This window comes from Mycobacterium sp. NGS24 (assembly GCF_059813065.1).
On record NZ_JCALDW010000011.1, the window covers coordinates 42,349 to 56,853 of the forward strand.

Consider the following 14,505-nt stretch of genomic DNA (forward strand, 5'->3'; position numbering starts at 1 on the left):
CCGCCCGCACGGCTCTAATCTTTTTCTTGAATAGCATCGATAACTTTCGCTTGAGGGGGCGGAGTGCAGGGCACGACCTTCGGCCGCTACCAGTTCATCGAGTTGCTGGGACGCGGCGGCATGGGTGAGGTGTGGCGCGCCTACGACACCGAGACCCAGCGTGTCGTCGCCGTGAAGGTACTGCCGGCCAACCTGGCCAACGACCCCACCTTCGAACAGCGGTTCCGCCGCGAGGCCCTGGCGGCGGCCGGCCTCAACGACCCGCACGTGGTGCCGATCCACCACTTCGGGGAGATCGAGGGCCGGCTCTATGTCGATATGCGTCTCGTGGTGGGCCGGGACCTGCAGGCGATCATCGCCGACGGCGCACTGGAGCCGGAACGCGCGGTCAACATCATCGAGCAGATCGCGTCGGCGTTGCGCTCGGCGCACCGCATCGGGTTGGTGCACCGCGACGTCAAGCCCTCCAACATCCTGGTCACCGAGGACGACTTCGCCTACCTGATCGACTTCGGCATCGCCCGTGCGGCGGGCGATTCGCACATGACCGGTACCGGCAACGTGATCGGCACCTGGGCCTATATGGCGCCGGAGCGGGTGACCAGCGGCCAGACCGACCCGCGCGGCGACACCTACGCCTTGGGATGTGTGCTGCACGAGTGCCTGACCGGCGAACAGCCGTTCCCCGGCGGCAGCCTCGAGCAGCAGATCGGCGGTCACCTGAGCCTGCCGCCGCCGCGGCCGTCGGCGCTGCGCCGCGGCATACCCGAGGAACTCGACAACGTCGTCGCGACGGCGATGGCGAAGAGCCCCGACCAGCGCTACCCGACGGTCACCGACATGGCCGCGGCCGCCCGGGAAGCGGTCACCGGCACCCGGCCCATTCCGATGCGCCGGCCCGAACCGGTTCAGCAACGCACCCAACTCGCGCCGCCGCCGAACCGGCCGCCGCAGCAGAAACCCCCGATGCGCCCCGGCTCCGGCTACCCGGACCAGGGGCAGCGGCGCCCGCCCCCGGACCCACGCCGGCCTCCCGGCGGGCCGGGCCAGTACCGGCCGAACGTCGACCCGAACCAGTACCGCGCGCCCGTCGAACCCAACCAGCAGCGGCCCCTACCTGACCGCAATGTGCAGCGCCCGACCACCGACCCGAACCTGCGTCGGCCCCTCACCGATCCCACCCAGCGCCGCCCGGCCGCCGATGTGAATCAGCAGTCGCCGTCAAGCGCCGACGAACCGACGCTGTACCGACCGGCCAGCGGCGATCCGCAAACTCCGGCGCCGTGGCCGGCGGCCGAGGAGAACACGCCCAAGCCGCCGGCGAAACGCCGCCGCAAGCCGCTGATCCTGGCGGGGGCGGGGGCACTGCTGACCGTCGTCGCGGTGGTCGCGGCGGTCGTGTTGACCAGCGGCGGTGGTGGCAGTAGCGGGAGCCGGCCGACCGCGGAGCACTCCAGCGGTGCGCAACCCGGCGAGCTGACCAACAGCGGGCCGTTCACCGGCACCTACACCGCCGACTTCGGCCCGAAAGTGTCGCTCGCGGGCAAAGAGGTGCCGAATTCCGAGCCGCCCGGCCAGGAGACCTGGTTGCTGCGCTCGGCATGCAACGGGTCGGGAACCGAGTGCGTCGCCACCGCGCAGCGCAGCGACGGCACCTACAACCACACACCGAAGCTGATTTTCGACGATGTCCGGGGACGCTGGATAGCCGTCGCGCTCGAGGGCGGCAAGTGCAACGACAAGAGCATCGAAAAATGGAACTACGTCTGGCTGCAGCCGCACGCCGACGGCACCATGGTCGGGGAATGGATCACCGACTCGCTGGATTGCTACAGCAAGCGCACCGTCACCTTCACCCGCAGCGGCGACGCGGATGTCGCCGGCCTGTCCGACCCCGCGGAGCAGCCCGCCCGGGTGTTGTCCCCCGCGCAGGCGCTGCACGGCTTTTACCATCTGCTGACGACCTACACCGGACCCAATGCGCCCAAGCCGCAAGAAGCCGACTACAACGTGGACACCATCTGCCTGCGCACCGGGGACCGGTGCAACAGTCGGTTCGTCCGCAACGGCAGCAGCGGGACCCAGCTCCTGCTGTTCGCCGACAACGTCTGGACCCGCGACGACGAGTACGACGCGGCCTGTCCGGCCGGGGGCACCTCGCACGTCAGGATCAAGGGCACCTTCCCGCTGCCCGAGCCGGCCCAGGATCCGATATCGGTGCTCACCGGCAGCGGCACCAAGGACGAATCCGGCAGTTCCTGCAAGGGCGGGCCGTATGACATGACGTTCACCCGCACCGGCGGCTGAGGGCCGCCGGTTTTGAAATTCCACCGGCGCGGGTAGGCCAATCGAGGCCGACAGAGGTATCCGCACGGGATGCCGTGAGGAGAGGCATTGATATGCGCGCTGAAGAAGGCGACGAATCAGTCAAGGACTACGCCATCGAGGGCGAGCAGACGCTGGACAAGATCAAAGACGCGCAGCGTGCGGGTGCCAACCCGCTGACCCGGATCGGGTTGTGGTTGCGCGACCGGTTGCCCGGGGGGCCGCGCACCTGACGCCTCGCCCGTTTCCGGGCACTGTCGGGCGGGTATGAGACCGCTGGTCTCGTTTCGAGACTGTCAGTCTTGTTTTGCTCCTGTCCAACAAAAGAAAGCGGGCCGATGACCGGTTTCGCAGTCCGGACCCGCAAACGGTCCGATCAGTCAGGGTCCGACACCTTCGCCGATGGATCCCGCGCCCGGCGCGGCTGGACGCTGTTCATCGCCTGTGCCGGTGTCGCCCTCGTGATCGCGTCCATGGTGTCGCTGAATACCGCGCTCAGTGACATAGCCATCGCCACCGCGGCGACGCAGACGCAGCTGACCTGGATCGTGGACAGCTACACGCTGCTGCTCGCCTGCCTGCTACTGCCGGCCGGGGCGATCGGCGACCGGTACGGACGCCGCAGTGCCCTGCTGGTGGGAGTGGCCATCTTCGCGATCGCATCGGCAGCGCCCCTGGTCTTCCACAGTCCCATGCAGATCATCGCCGCGCGCGGCCTCGCCGGTGCGGGGGCGGCGTTCGTGATGCCGGCGACGTTGTCGCTGCTGACGGTGGCCTACCCGCCGGAAGCTCGCACCAAAGCGGTCGGCATCTGGGCCGGGGTCGCCGGCACCGCGGGTCTGTTCGGGTTGGTCGGGACCGGACTGCTGATCGAGTTCTTCGACTGGCGGTCGATCTTCTGGACGCTCGCGATCGGCGGACTGGTGGTTTTCGCGGCGACACTGACCATCGCGGAATCACGCGATGTCGATTCCCCGCGGCTCGACGTTCCCGGTGCGGTGACCATCGGGGCGGCGGTGGCGGTCTTCGTGTTCGGCATCCTGCAGGCGCCGGCACACGGGTGGAGCGACCCGCGCGTCTTCGGCTGTCTGATCGCAGGCTCGGTGCTTGCGGTGGTGTTCGGGTTCGTTGAATTACGGCGGCCGCAACCGCTGCTGGACATCCGGTTGTTCGGCAATCCCAACTTCGGCACCGGCGCCGCGGCCATCACGGTGGTGTTCATGGCCACTTTCGCGCTGTTCTTCCTGGTCGTCCAGTACCTACAGCAGGTCAAGGGATACTCGGCGCTGGTCGCGGCAATTGCGTTGAGCCCCATGGGTTTCCCGTTGCTGACGCTGTCCGCGTTATCGTCCTGGTACGTGCCCAAGCTCGGCCTGCGGGTGGTGGTGTTCGCGAGCATGGTGCTGGTCTCGGTCGGCTTCCTGTGCATGTGCACTCTGGATGTCGACTCGTCCTACGCCGAAGTGTGCTGGCCCCTGATGGTGATCGCCACTGGATTCGGATTGTGCACGGCGCCAACGACATCGGCGATCATGACGGCCGCACCCGATCAGAAGCAGGGGGTGGCATCGGCGGTCAACGACGCGACCCGCGAGGTCGGCGGGGCCTTGGGCATCGCGTTGGCCGGGTCCATCCTCGCCGGCAGTTACAGCCACCACATCGCCGCCGCCCTCGGCAACTATCCCGAGCCGGTGCGCGGACCCGTCACCGACTCGTTGTCCAAGGCGCTGGCTGTCGCGAATCATCTTGGGCCGCAAGGGATGCAGCTCGCTGAACGCAGCAAGGAAGCGTTCGTGACGGCATCCAGCGCGTCCTACGGGGTGATGGCGCTCATCGTCGCCATCGCCGCGGTCATCATTCCGCTGTTCGCGCCCGGGCGTGACGGCGAGCCGCTGGCGATCGTGCGGCGGCTGCGTGATCGCCGGGTCCGCGCTCGGCAGGAGCGTCCTACCATTCCCTGATGGCGACGGTAGCTGAACCTTTCAGCACCCGCGGACCGGGCGGCGTGCGGATCGTCTGGGACCGGCTGGGTGATCCGCAGGCGCGCGCGGTGGTGTTCCTGCACGGCGGTGGGCAGACCCGGCGCTCGTGGGGGCGGGCGGCGGCAGCGGTCGCCCAACGCGGGTTCCAGGCTGTCACGGTGGATCTGCGCGGTCACGGCGAATCGGATTGGTCCGACGAGGGCGACTACCGCGTGGTCACCTTCGCCGCCGACGTCGCCGAAGTGTTGCGTGACCTACCGCCGGACCCGGTGCTGGTCGGGGCTTCGCTCGGCGGGTTCACCTCGATGCTGTTGGCAGGGGAGGTGTCGCCGGGTATCGCCAGCGCGGTGGTTCTGGTCGACATCGTGCCGAACATGGAGCAATCGGGCGCCGACCGGATCCACGCCTTCATGTCCGAGCGGGTGGAAACGGGCTTCGGGTCGCTCGAAGAGGTCGCCGATGCGATCGCCGAGTACAACCCGCACCGGCCTCGACCCACCGACCTGGACGGGTTGACCACCAATCTGCGCCGCCGCGGCGACCGGTGGTACTGGCACTGGGATCCGCAGTTCATCAGCGGCACCGCGGCGTTCCCGCCCTTCGAGGTGACCGACCCCGACCGGATGCACGCGGCCATCGAAGTGATTCTGCGAAACGGCTTGCCTGTCTTGCTTGTTCGAGGCCAGGTCAGCGATCTGGTCAGTCAGGAACGCGCCGCTGAATTCCTGGCGCGTTTCCCGCAGGTCGAGTTCACCGATGTCCGCGGCGCCGGTCATATGGTTGCCGGCGACCGGAACGACATCTTCGCCGACGCCGTGCTGGATTTCCTCGGCCGCCACGTCGGCCCTGGCTGAGGGCTGGTCGGCCAAATCTGTGCGCGGTATGAATTGGTTTGCGGAGGCGATCTGGCGGGTACCCGCGCGCAGCGCTTGGTTGGGGCCGACACCAGTGACAAGGAGAGCAGTGGTGAAGCGTCAGTTCTGGATCGGTGTGACGAGTGTGGCAGTCGTGATCGCGGCGGGTACCGGTTGTTCGAGCGACAAGGACAAGTCCACCGCCGGCCAGCCCAGTGGGGCGCAGCCGGCGCCGGCCGGCCCGGTGATCATCGTCGACGGCAAGAACCTGAACATCACCGGCGCCGTGACCTGCACAGTGGCCGGGCCCAACACCAACATCGGCATCGGCGATGCGTCCGCCGGGATCGGTGCGGTGGTCAGCAACGCCAACCCGCCGATCGTGCACGCGGTCGGACTGGGCAGCGTCGACGGGATCACGCTCGGCTTCTCCGACGCAGCGCCCAACCAGGCCACCAACGCGGGGGCGGCGAAGAAGGACAAGACCTACGCCATCAAAGGCACCGCGTCGGGCGTCGACATGACCAACCCGCAGCAACCGCAGCCGGTGACCAAGTCGTTCGAAATGAGCGTGACCTGCCCGTAGCGCGGGCGGACGAACCCAGGAGGGGACGCAGCTATGACTATCAAACGGGTCGTCGGCGCGGCGGCTGTCGCGACAGGTCTGGGGATATCCGCGATCATGCTGGACGCGGGGCTCGCCAACTCCGCCCCGGACACCCCGACGCCGGGAACCGGAACCAATACCCCGGCCCCGCAGACCACGGTGCCGCGGCCGCAGACCACGGCACCGCAAAGTCAGGCGCCGCAAACCTCCGCGACGGCTCCGGCGAGTAGCGCGCCGCCGACTGCCCAGACCACCACGGCGCCGGCCACCCCGACGACCACGCAGGCCACCACGCCGACGGTGACGACCACCTCGCCGAGCGCCGCCACCACCTCCACCACCCCGTCGACCACCACGTCCAGTTCGTCGACCAGTACGACGCCGAGCGGGCAGACGACCACGTCGAGCGGGCAGACGACCACGTCGAGCGGGCAGACCACCACGACTCCGGCCGGACAGTCCAGCACCTCGACGACTCCCGGTCCGGGCATCACGATCGTCATCAACGCCCCGGCCACCCAGCCGCCGCACCCGCCGTTCATTCCGCGCGGACCGCTGGAGCAGCCCAACAACCAGGTGGGTGGTCCCATCAACACGCTGGCCGGCATCCTGTTCCCCGGCCGCGGCGCGCCACCTCCGCCGCCGCAACGCGGCTTCGGCTACAACAACGGCCCCCCGCCCGGCCAGCAGCCACCCAACTGGCAGGGTCCGCCACCTCCCGGTGGATGGAATGGCCCGCCGCCCCCCGGTGGATGGAACCGTCCGTACGAGGGACCTCCGGCGCGTGACCTCGGCTACGGGCAGCGCGATTTCGGCCCGTTCGCGTACAACAACTTCACCGCGCTGCCGGTCTTCAACTGGCAGTACGGCGGCTGGGGTTACTGGTTCTTCGGGACCTGGATCCCGCTGTACTAGCCTCGGAGTTCGCGCAGCCCAATCCTGTTGTCCGGCAGGGTGGCTCGGGCGCGCCATCAAGCGCAGCCCGCTGATTTCGGCGCCTGCTGCCGCCGCAACCGGACGCCGCCGCGAAAAAGAGTCCGGGTCAACGGCACTCAAGTGGACTACGGTCACATGCGAGGAGCCTGATCACCAGGTGGTGCCGGCAAAGGAGAGCTATGAGCAGAACGGCCAGGCGGCTGGGTCCGCAAGACATGTTGTTCCTCTACGCCGAGACCCCGAGCACCATGATGCATGTCGGTGGGCTGATGCCCTTCACGCCGCCGCCGGATGCGCCGCGTGATTTCTTGCGGCAGTTGGTCGACGAGAGCAAGGCCAACGAGGTGGTGGAGCCGTGGAATCTGAAACTCAGCCATCCCGATCTGCTGCGCAGCCCGATCCAATCCTGGGTGTGCGACGAGAAGTTCGACCTGGACTACCACGTCCGGCGTTCGGCACTGGCCAGCCCGGGCGATGAACGCGAACTCGGAATCCTGGTGTCCCGCTTGCACAGTAACGCCCTGGACATGCGTCGGCCGCCGTGGGAGATGCACTTCATCGAGGGCCTCGAGGGCGGCCGGTTCGCGATCTACATCAAGATGCATCACGCGCTGGTCGACGGGTACACCGGCCAGAAGATGCTGGCGCGCAGCCTGTCGACCGATCCCCATGACACCGAACATCCGTTGTTCTTCAATGTCGCCGCCCCCAAGCGGGTCTCCGCCGACAAGCCGGAAGGCGGCGGTGGGATCGCCACCAACGTGCTGGGCAGTATCGGGGGTGTGTTGAGCAGCCTGGGCGGCGTGGTCAGCGGCATGGGCAGCGCCATCGGCTCGGTCGCGGGTGCGGGCAGGTCCACGCTGGATCTGACCAAGGCGCTCGTCAACACCCAGATCCGCACCGACAACGAGTACCGCAACCTGATCGGCTCAGTGCAGGCGCCGCACTGCGTCCTGAACACCCGGATCAGCCGCAACCGCCGCTTCGCCACCCAGCACTATCAGTTGGACCGACTCAAATCCATTGGCGTCGCGAATGATGCGACGATCAACGACGTCGCGCTGGCACTCGTGGGCGCCAGCCTGCGGCGGTTTCTGGACGAGTTGGGCGAACTCCCCGCCAAGTCGTTGATCGCGATGCTGCCGGTCAATGTCCGGCCCAAGGACGACGAGGGTGGCGGCAATGCCGTCGCCGCCATCCTGGGGTCGCTGGGCACCGACGTGGCCGATCCCCTCGAGCGGCTGCAGGTGGTCAAGACCACGACCCGAATGGCCAAGGCGGAGTTGTCCAAAATGAACAAGGACGCCATCCTGGCCTACACGACAGCTTTGATGGCGCCGTTCACCATGCAGGTGGCCAGCTCGCTCGCCGGGGTGCGAACGCCGTTGCCGTACGCGTTCAACCTGTGCGTCAGCAACGTGCCCGGACCGCAGGACGTGCTGTATCTGCGCGGTAGCCGGATGGAGGCGTCCTTCCCCGTCTCGCTGGTGGCGCACAGTCAGGCGCTGAACGTCACGCTGCAGAGCTATGCGGGCACGTTGAACTTCGGATTCATCGGGTGTCGCGACACCCTGCCGCACCTGCAGCGGCTGGCGGTCTACACTGGCGAAGCGCTCGACGAATTGGAGGCCGCTTCCTAGGGCGGCGGATGACCACCATGGAGGGGCGATTCGTCCGGTTCGGCCGCGATGCCGGACTGGCGACCGTCGAACTGATCAACTCGAAACCGCTGAATATCATTGGCAGCGCGGCTAATTCAGAATTGGCCGACGTGTTCGACGCCATCGGTCAGGACGCCGAGGTGCGGGTGGTCGTGTTCCGCGGATCGGGGGACCGGGCGTTCATCGGCGGTGCCGATATCAACGAAATGGTCGCCCTCGAACCGGCCGGTGCCGAGGTGTTCATCCGTGGACTCGCGGGGCTGTGCGAAGCGATTCGGCGCTGCCCCGTCCCGGTCATCGCTCGGCTCTCGGGCTGGTGCCTGGGTGGGGGTCTGGAGGTCGCGATGTCGTGCGATCTACGAATTGCCGAGTCCGGCGCCAGATTCGGAATGCCAGAGGTTGCCGTCGGCATCCCGTCGGTGATTCACGCGGCGCTGATGCCGGCGCTGATCGGGGCGTCGCGCGCCGCGTGGTTGTTGCTGACCGGCGAGACCATCGATGCGGGCACGGCCGCGGACTGGGGCCTGGTACACGAAGTCGTCGCGCCCGACGCGCTGGACGCCCGCATCGGCGAGCTCGCGGCACGGCTCGTCGGATTTGGTCCACACGCGGTTCGCCAGCAGAAGCGGCTGCTCAACAAGTGGTTCGACATGACGGTGCACGAGGCGATCGAGGACAGCGTCGAACAGTTCGGTCACGCCTTCCTGACCGGCGAACCGCAGCAGCACATGCAGGCGTTCCTGTCCCGCAGGAGCGGAGAGCGCTGACCCGCCCACCAATTCTGGTGATAACGCCGTGATTGCCCGGCCTGCGCGCCATGATGATCACTACGCGATACCAATGGGGGTAGGGCGATGTCATTTGTGCTGGTTGCGCCGGGCATGCTGCAGACCGCGGCGACATCGACCGAGATCGCCGCGCCACCTACCCCCGTGCACGTGGCGGCGCTGCCGTCCACCGCGGTAGCCGCAGCAGCCGCCGACGAAGTCTCAACCGCCATCGCCGAGTTGTTCGGCACGCACGCCCGGCAATTCCAGGCGGCAGCGGCCCAAGCGGCGACCTATCACGAGCAGTTCGTCAGCGCGTTGAACGGTGCGGCTGCCGCCTATGCAAATGCTGAAGCGGCCATCGTCGTCACGTTGCGCGTGGCCGCGGCCGACGGGTTTCAGATCGCGATTTACGGGCCGATTCATGCGGCCGGTCAGGCGTGGATCGCCAGCCCCGTCGGTCAGGCGTTGGATCCGATCGTCAATGTCCCCAGCAGCATGCTGCTGGGGCGTCCGCTGATCGGCAATGGTGCGCCCGGAACGGCGACGGCGCCCACCGGGGGTGCGGGGGGTCTGCTGTTCGGTGACGGCGGCCCCGGCTTCAGTCCGGCCAGTGGCGCCGGAGGCAGCGGCGGCAACGCCGGGTTGATCGGCAACGGCGGTCCCGGCGGTACCGGCTCCGGTGGCGGACCGGGTGGTGCCGGCGGTTCCGGCGGCTGGCTGCTGGGCAATGGCGGCATGGGCGGTCCCGGCGGGACGGATGGTGCCGGCGGACAGGCGTTCTTCTTCGGCAACGGCGGCCCCGGCGCCACCACCGGTCGTGCGGGACTGTTCATCGGCACCGGTTCGTACGGCGATGCGGGTGGTGGCGGCCAACAGATTGTCATCGATTTCGTCCGGCATGCCCAGTCGGTGGCCAACGCACAGGGTTGGATCGACACCGCCGTGCCTGGCGTGAACCTGACCCCTGCGGGCGTGCAGCAGGCGACCAACGTGGCAGGGACGCTGTCGCCGAGTACGCAATACTCCGGGGTCTTCGCGTCGCAGTTACTCAGGGTGCAGCAGACTGCGACCGAACTGACCTCCGCCTACGGTGTATTGCCCGGGCTCAACGAGATCCACGCGGGAATCTTCGAAGGTTTGCCGCAGATCAGTCCCGCCGGTCTGCTCTACCTGGTCGGACCGATCGCCTGGACCCTGGGATTCCCGCTTTTCCCTATGCTGGCCCCCGGATCCACGGACTTCAACGGCATCGTTTTCAGTTGTAACTTCGACAGCTCGCTACAGGCGATCTACGGCGGTGCGCTGGCGAATCCGGTGCCGGGCGACACCTCCGTCGCGTATTCCAGCGCTTTCACCATCGGCGTCGGCACGCTGATGAACGTCGACAACCCCAATCCGCTACTCCTGCTGACACATTCGTTGCCCAACACCGCAATAGTGCAGGTGACCGGCAACCCGGCCGGCGGCTGGACGATGAACAGCTGGGACGGCATCCCGATCGGCCCGGCGAACTTACCCACCGCCTTGTTCGTCGACTGGCGCAACTTCATCACCGCCCCGCAATACGCGGTCTGGGACGTCGGGCTGTCGTTGCTTTCCGGGGATCCGGCGGCGGTTGTCACCGCGGTTCGCGACGGCATCGACGAGATCGCCACGGCCACCGTCCAATTCCCGGCCGCGGTGGCCGAGGACGTGATCGCCGCGCTGCGCGGTGACATCGTGGCCCTGCCCGGCCTGGCCCTCTGACCGACAGGTGTAACCGTTCCGCGGTTTCAGCTGGCTGCCGGTACCGACTGCAGGTGCCGGCGCGTGCGTCGCCGGCTGATGCGCTGCATCACGGCGCGAGAGCGCGGGCCGCCGCTGCGCGAGTCAGCCGATGCCGACCAGTCCGCGAGCGACACGGCCGCAGTCGTTGCAGCACCGGCGTATTCGCCGTCCGCGCCGATGAAGTCGTCGATCAGACTCGCCACCACGTCCGTTCGTTCGGTCTGCGGGTGGTGGTAGACGCCGTCGAGGATGTGCAGTCGGCTGTGTGGCATAGCCTGGTGGGCCGCGTAGGCGTGCGAGACGGGGATCACCCGATCTTTGTCGCCGCTGATGATCATCACCGGCACGTTCGCGTTGAGGTGCAACTTGTTCAGCGCGCACACGAACTGGCCGCGCCGGTCGACGACAGCGCGCAGGGTGCGCAGCAAAGCCCGCCGGTTCTCGGGGTTGGAGAGCGCCGCGTGGGCTTCCCAGTGCTCGTCCAGGCGCGTCTTGTGCTCGTCGTTGGACCCCAGGGCCGTCACGGCTTTGCGCACCGCGATCATCGGCCGCGACGCCGCCGCCTGCAACAGAATCTCGGACCCGGGCAGTGAAATCAGCCGCAACGTGCGGTTCACTTCGGCGCCGAGTCCACCGCTGCTGATCAGGATCAGCCGCTCGCAGTAGTCACGGTGCTGGTGGGTGAACTGCATTGCGATTCCACCGCCCAGGGAGTGGCCCACCACGGTGACGCGGGGGATGCCCAACGCGTCCAGGAAGTCCCGCAACCACACCGCGTACGCGCCCAAGGAGTAGTCGCCGCGTGGCTTGTCGGTCTGTCCGTGGCCCAGCAGGTCCGGCGCGATGACCCGGAATCGCTTGGACAACGCGGGAATGATGGCGCGCCAGTTGTTCGAGCTGCCGCCGATGCCGTGGATCAGCAGCAGCACCTCGCCAGCGCCTTCGTCGCGGTAGGCGACGCGGTCACCGTGTAGGTCGATCGTGCGAACTTCGCTCATTTTGGCCTGCTTGGTCACTTCGGTGTGAACGGACATGGATGTTGCTGATGAAGTGAGTCTGCGGAGCAGGCCTTGCAGGTTTCTTGGGAACTTCTAAACGCGACCCGATCTGGGGATTGACGCCTGATGCCGGGTCGGGGTCAATCCCGGATGCGGGTGAAGACCTGATCGTAGGGACCGCCTTTGCAGGCACTGCCCGACGCGTCTTCCATCCCGTGCCCGGACAGCGTGGGGATCGGATCGCCGGCCCCCTTCGGCAGCGGGAACACCCCCGTCACCCGGACGTGGCTGGTCCCACCGGCCGGACAGGGAACGTCTTCCTCGGAATTTTCCGTCCACGCGTTGTTGGCGAAGATGAACAGCTGATGGTCGGACAAATCCGTCAGCACGAACCGGCTCAGACAGCGGTCCCCGGCGCGCATGCAGAAGGTGTCCACGCTGAAGTCCTGGTCTGCGGGCCTGGCCTGGCCGGCCGCGGTGGTGAATTTCGAGCGGTAGAACCCGCGCAACCCCAGGGCGGGAGAATTCACCCGGGCCGGCAGGGCGGACGGGTCGGGCAGGCCGGAGACGTCGGCATCGCCGGTTCTGGTGAACGTCACACTTCTCTTGCTGTAGCACTTCACCGAGTCGTCGATCCACTCACCGGCCATGCTGCCGTCCGGGCGGGGTAGCAGATAGACCCAGTGCCACTCTTCGATGTCTTCGTTACCGCACCGTTCGGTGTCCAGTGCAACGGCGATCCAGCGTCCTTTGATGTCGTCGAACACCAGGCTCGTCGGGTGCTTGAAACTGCCGGAGCTTCGTGACCCGGTGGCCACGCACCCCTTGGCGCCGCAGACCGACCGCAGTTTCCACGTCTCATTGCCCGGCGGGTCCTGGCCGGCCTCAGGTTTGCCGTCCAGGCCGATGCTCTGACCGAAGGCCAGGGTGTAGGTGCCGGTCAGCGGGCCGCTGTTCGGTCCGCTCGCCGCGGTCGTGGTTCCGCTGCCGCCCTTGTCCCCGGAGCCACTCAGCGCGAAGGCTGCGACCAGCCCGATGACCAGGACCGCCGCTGCGATGCTGCCGATCAGCATCATGCGACGGCGTTTGGGATCGGCCTTCGCGCTCTGCCCGCCACCGGAGGCAGCCGGGCCGGAGGGCGGCACGGATGGGCTCGAAGGACCCGTCGGGCCACCGTGCCCGTACTGCCCGCCGGGCGCATCGGTGCCCCCGGTCGGGTATTGACGGTACTGGGTTGCGTCGGTGTTCGAGACGGCCCGGTTCTGAGCCGGCTGGTGGTAGTTGCGTGGCTGGTTCGGGGGTCCCTGCGGTATCGGCAGGCGCTGCGTTTCCGACTGACCGGGGTCGGTGTTGCGCGGGGCGGGGGGCAGCACCGTGGGCTGGGTGATCGCCGCCTTGGCCGCTGCGGCCATCTCGATCGGACTCGAATACCGCTGGTCGGGGTTCTTGGCCATCCCGATCGCGATGACGCCGTCGAGCTGCAGCGGTAGACCTTGTCGCAGCGCAGACGGTCGCGGTGCCGGCAGGCCCAGGTGGCCGCCGATCTGCTGCTCGATGCTCGAGCCGGGATACGGCTGGCTGCCGGTGAGGCATTCATGCAGGACGCATGCCAGGGCGTAAGTGTCGCTGCGCGGGTCGGTCTGTCCTTGGCTCAGCCGTTCCGGCGCCATGTAGGCCCAGGTGCCGATCACGCTGCCGGTGTTGGTCATCCGCGATTCCCCGGCCGCGCTGGCGATGCCGAAGTCGATCAGATACGCGAAATCGTTCGGGGTGACCAGGATGTTGGACGGCTTGACGTCGCGATGCACCAGCCCGATCTGGTGTGCGTCGTACAGCGCCGAGGCGATCTGCTCGACGATCAGCACCGCCCGCGCCGGGTCCATCACCCCGTCGGCGATGATGCTCTGCAGGTCGCGGCCCTTGATCAGGCGCATGTCGACGTAGAGGCGACCGTCGATCTCGCCGAAGTGGTGAATCGGTATGACGTGCGGGTCGTTGAGCCCGGCGGCGGCCAACGCTTCCCGGCGGAACCGCTGCACGAAGGTCGGATCGGCGGCCAGGTTGTCGGACAGGACCTTGACGGCGACCACGCGCGAGGTCTCCGTGTCGTAGGCCCGCCAGACCTCACCCATCCCACCCCGGCCAATGAGCTCGATCAACCGATAGCGGCCGAACGGCGTCCCATCCTGGTCCACAAACCCCCCTATGCAGGTGTCGCCAAAACCGTTGACCCACTGATCTAACGGCAATGTCAAGCCCTGGACAGCGGGGCGATAGCGAACTCAAACAAAAATCATAGATTTTGCATACGCTAATCCGATTGCCAAACCCGCCGAAATGTGATCCACCGGCGGCTACGCGGTGCTGCCACCGAAGGGTTATCCAGGCTCGGGCGATGTTACCCAGTGGGATCGGGTCCAGGAAATCTTCTGCGCTAGCGGTGAATATGTATGCCACACATGTGCACATGGTGTACGTCCGGATCCGCCGCAAGTGGCCCCGCTCGCGCGAGCGGAGACGGCAGAGCCCCCTGTCAGGATTGAACTGACGACCGCTCGCTTACAAGGCGAGTGCTCTACCACTGAGCTAAGGAGGCCGGTGAAGC

General features: G+C 67.4%; 11 protein-coding genes and 1 tRNA gene. 9 read left to right on the top strand and 3 right to left on the bottom strand.

What is annotated here, in order from left to right; all coding sequences use genetic code 11:
- Positions 1-63 precede the first annotated feature (63 nt).
- From AC5Y6Y_RS15680 to AC5Y6Y_RS15720, 9 genes are all read left to right on the top strand, one after another.
- Entirely contained in the window at positions 64-2,307 is a 2,244-nt protein-coding gene (locus AC5Y6Y_RS15680) for a serine/threonine-protein kinase (protein WP_499919069.1), read from the top strand.
- Positions 2,308-2,399: 92 nt separating this feature from the next.
- Entirely contained in the window at positions 2,400-2,558 is a 159-nt protein-coding gene (locus tag AC5Y6Y_RS15685; RefSeq protein WP_499919068.1) for a hypothetical protein, read from the top strand.
- Between the two features lie 105 nt (positions 2,559-2,663).
- The gene (locus AC5Y6Y_RS15690; RefSeq protein ID WP_499919067.1) at positions 2,664-4,286 is read left to right on the top strand and encodes an MFS transporter; all 1,623 of its coding nucleotides are present in this window, start codon (positions 2,664-2,666) and stop codon (positions 4,284-4,286) included.
- The gene (locus tag AC5Y6Y_RS15695) at positions 4,286-5,161 is read left to right on the top strand and encodes an alpha/beta fold hydrolase (protein WP_499919066.1); all 876 of its coding nucleotides are present in this window, start codon (positions 4,286-4,288) and stop codon (positions 5,159-5,161) included. Before AC5Y6Y_RS15690 ends, AC5Y6Y_RS15695 begins: the two co-directional genes overlap by 1 nt.
- A gap of 112 nt (positions 5,162-5,273) precedes the next feature.
- Positions 5,274-5,747: a lipoprotein LpqH gene (locus AC5Y6Y_RS15700; protein ID WP_499919065.1), complete on the top strand. Its 474-nt coding sequence runs from the start codon at positions 5,274-5,276 to the stop codon at positions 5,745-5,747.
- A gap of 96 nt (positions 5,748-5,843) precedes the next feature.
- On the top strand, positions 5,844-6,683 hold the full coding sequence (locus tag AC5Y6Y_RS15705; RefSeq protein WP_499930121.1) for an MAP_0585 family protein: 840 nt from the start codon (positions 5,844-5,846) through the stop codon (positions 6,681-6,683).
- A gap of 200 nt (positions 6,684-6,883) precedes the next feature.
- Positions 6,884-8,344: a WS/DGAT/MGAT family O-acyltransferase gene (locus AC5Y6Y_RS15710; protein ID WP_499919062.1), complete on the top strand. Its 1,461-nt coding sequence runs from the start codon at positions 6,884-6,886 to the stop codon at positions 8,342-8,344.
- 8 nt (positions 8,345-8,352) lie between these two features.
- A complete protein-coding gene (locus AC5Y6Y_RS15715) occupies positions 8,353-9,132 on the top strand; it encodes an enoyl-CoA hydratase (RefSeq protein WP_499919060.1) in 780 nt (259 codons plus the stop codon).
- Between the two features lie 87 nt (positions 9,133-9,219).
- Positions 9,220-10,881, top strand: coding sequence for a PE domain-containing protein (locus tag AC5Y6Y_RS15720; RefSeq protein ID WP_499930118.1), 1,662 nt, complete (start codon positions 9,220-9,222; stop codon positions 10,879-10,881).
- Between the two features lie 26 nt (positions 10,882-10,907).
- Here the strand turns inward: AC5Y6Y_RS15720 and AC5Y6Y_RS15725 are convergent, their stop codons facing one another.
- The 3 genes from AC5Y6Y_RS15725 to AC5Y6Y_RS15735 all read right to left on the bottom strand — a co-directional run bounded on the left by AC5Y6Y_RS15725 (position 10,908) and on the right by AC5Y6Y_RS15735 (position 14,496).
- Entirely contained in the window at positions 10,908-11,900 is a 993-nt protein-coding gene (locus AC5Y6Y_RS15725) for an alpha/beta fold hydrolase (protein ID WP_463828409.1), read from the bottom strand.
- A gap of 140 nt (positions 11,901-12,040) precedes the next feature.
- Complete coding sequence (locus AC5Y6Y_RS15730; protein ID WP_463828410.1) at positions 12,041-14,095, bottom strand: serine/threonine-protein kinase; 2,055 nt, start codon at positions 14,093-14,095, stop codon at positions 12,041-12,043.
- Between the two features lie 329 nt (positions 14,096-14,424).
- Positions 14,425-14,496 (bottom strand) — tRNA-Thr (locus AC5Y6Y_RS15735).
- Positions 14,497-14,505 lie beyond the last annotated feature (9 nt).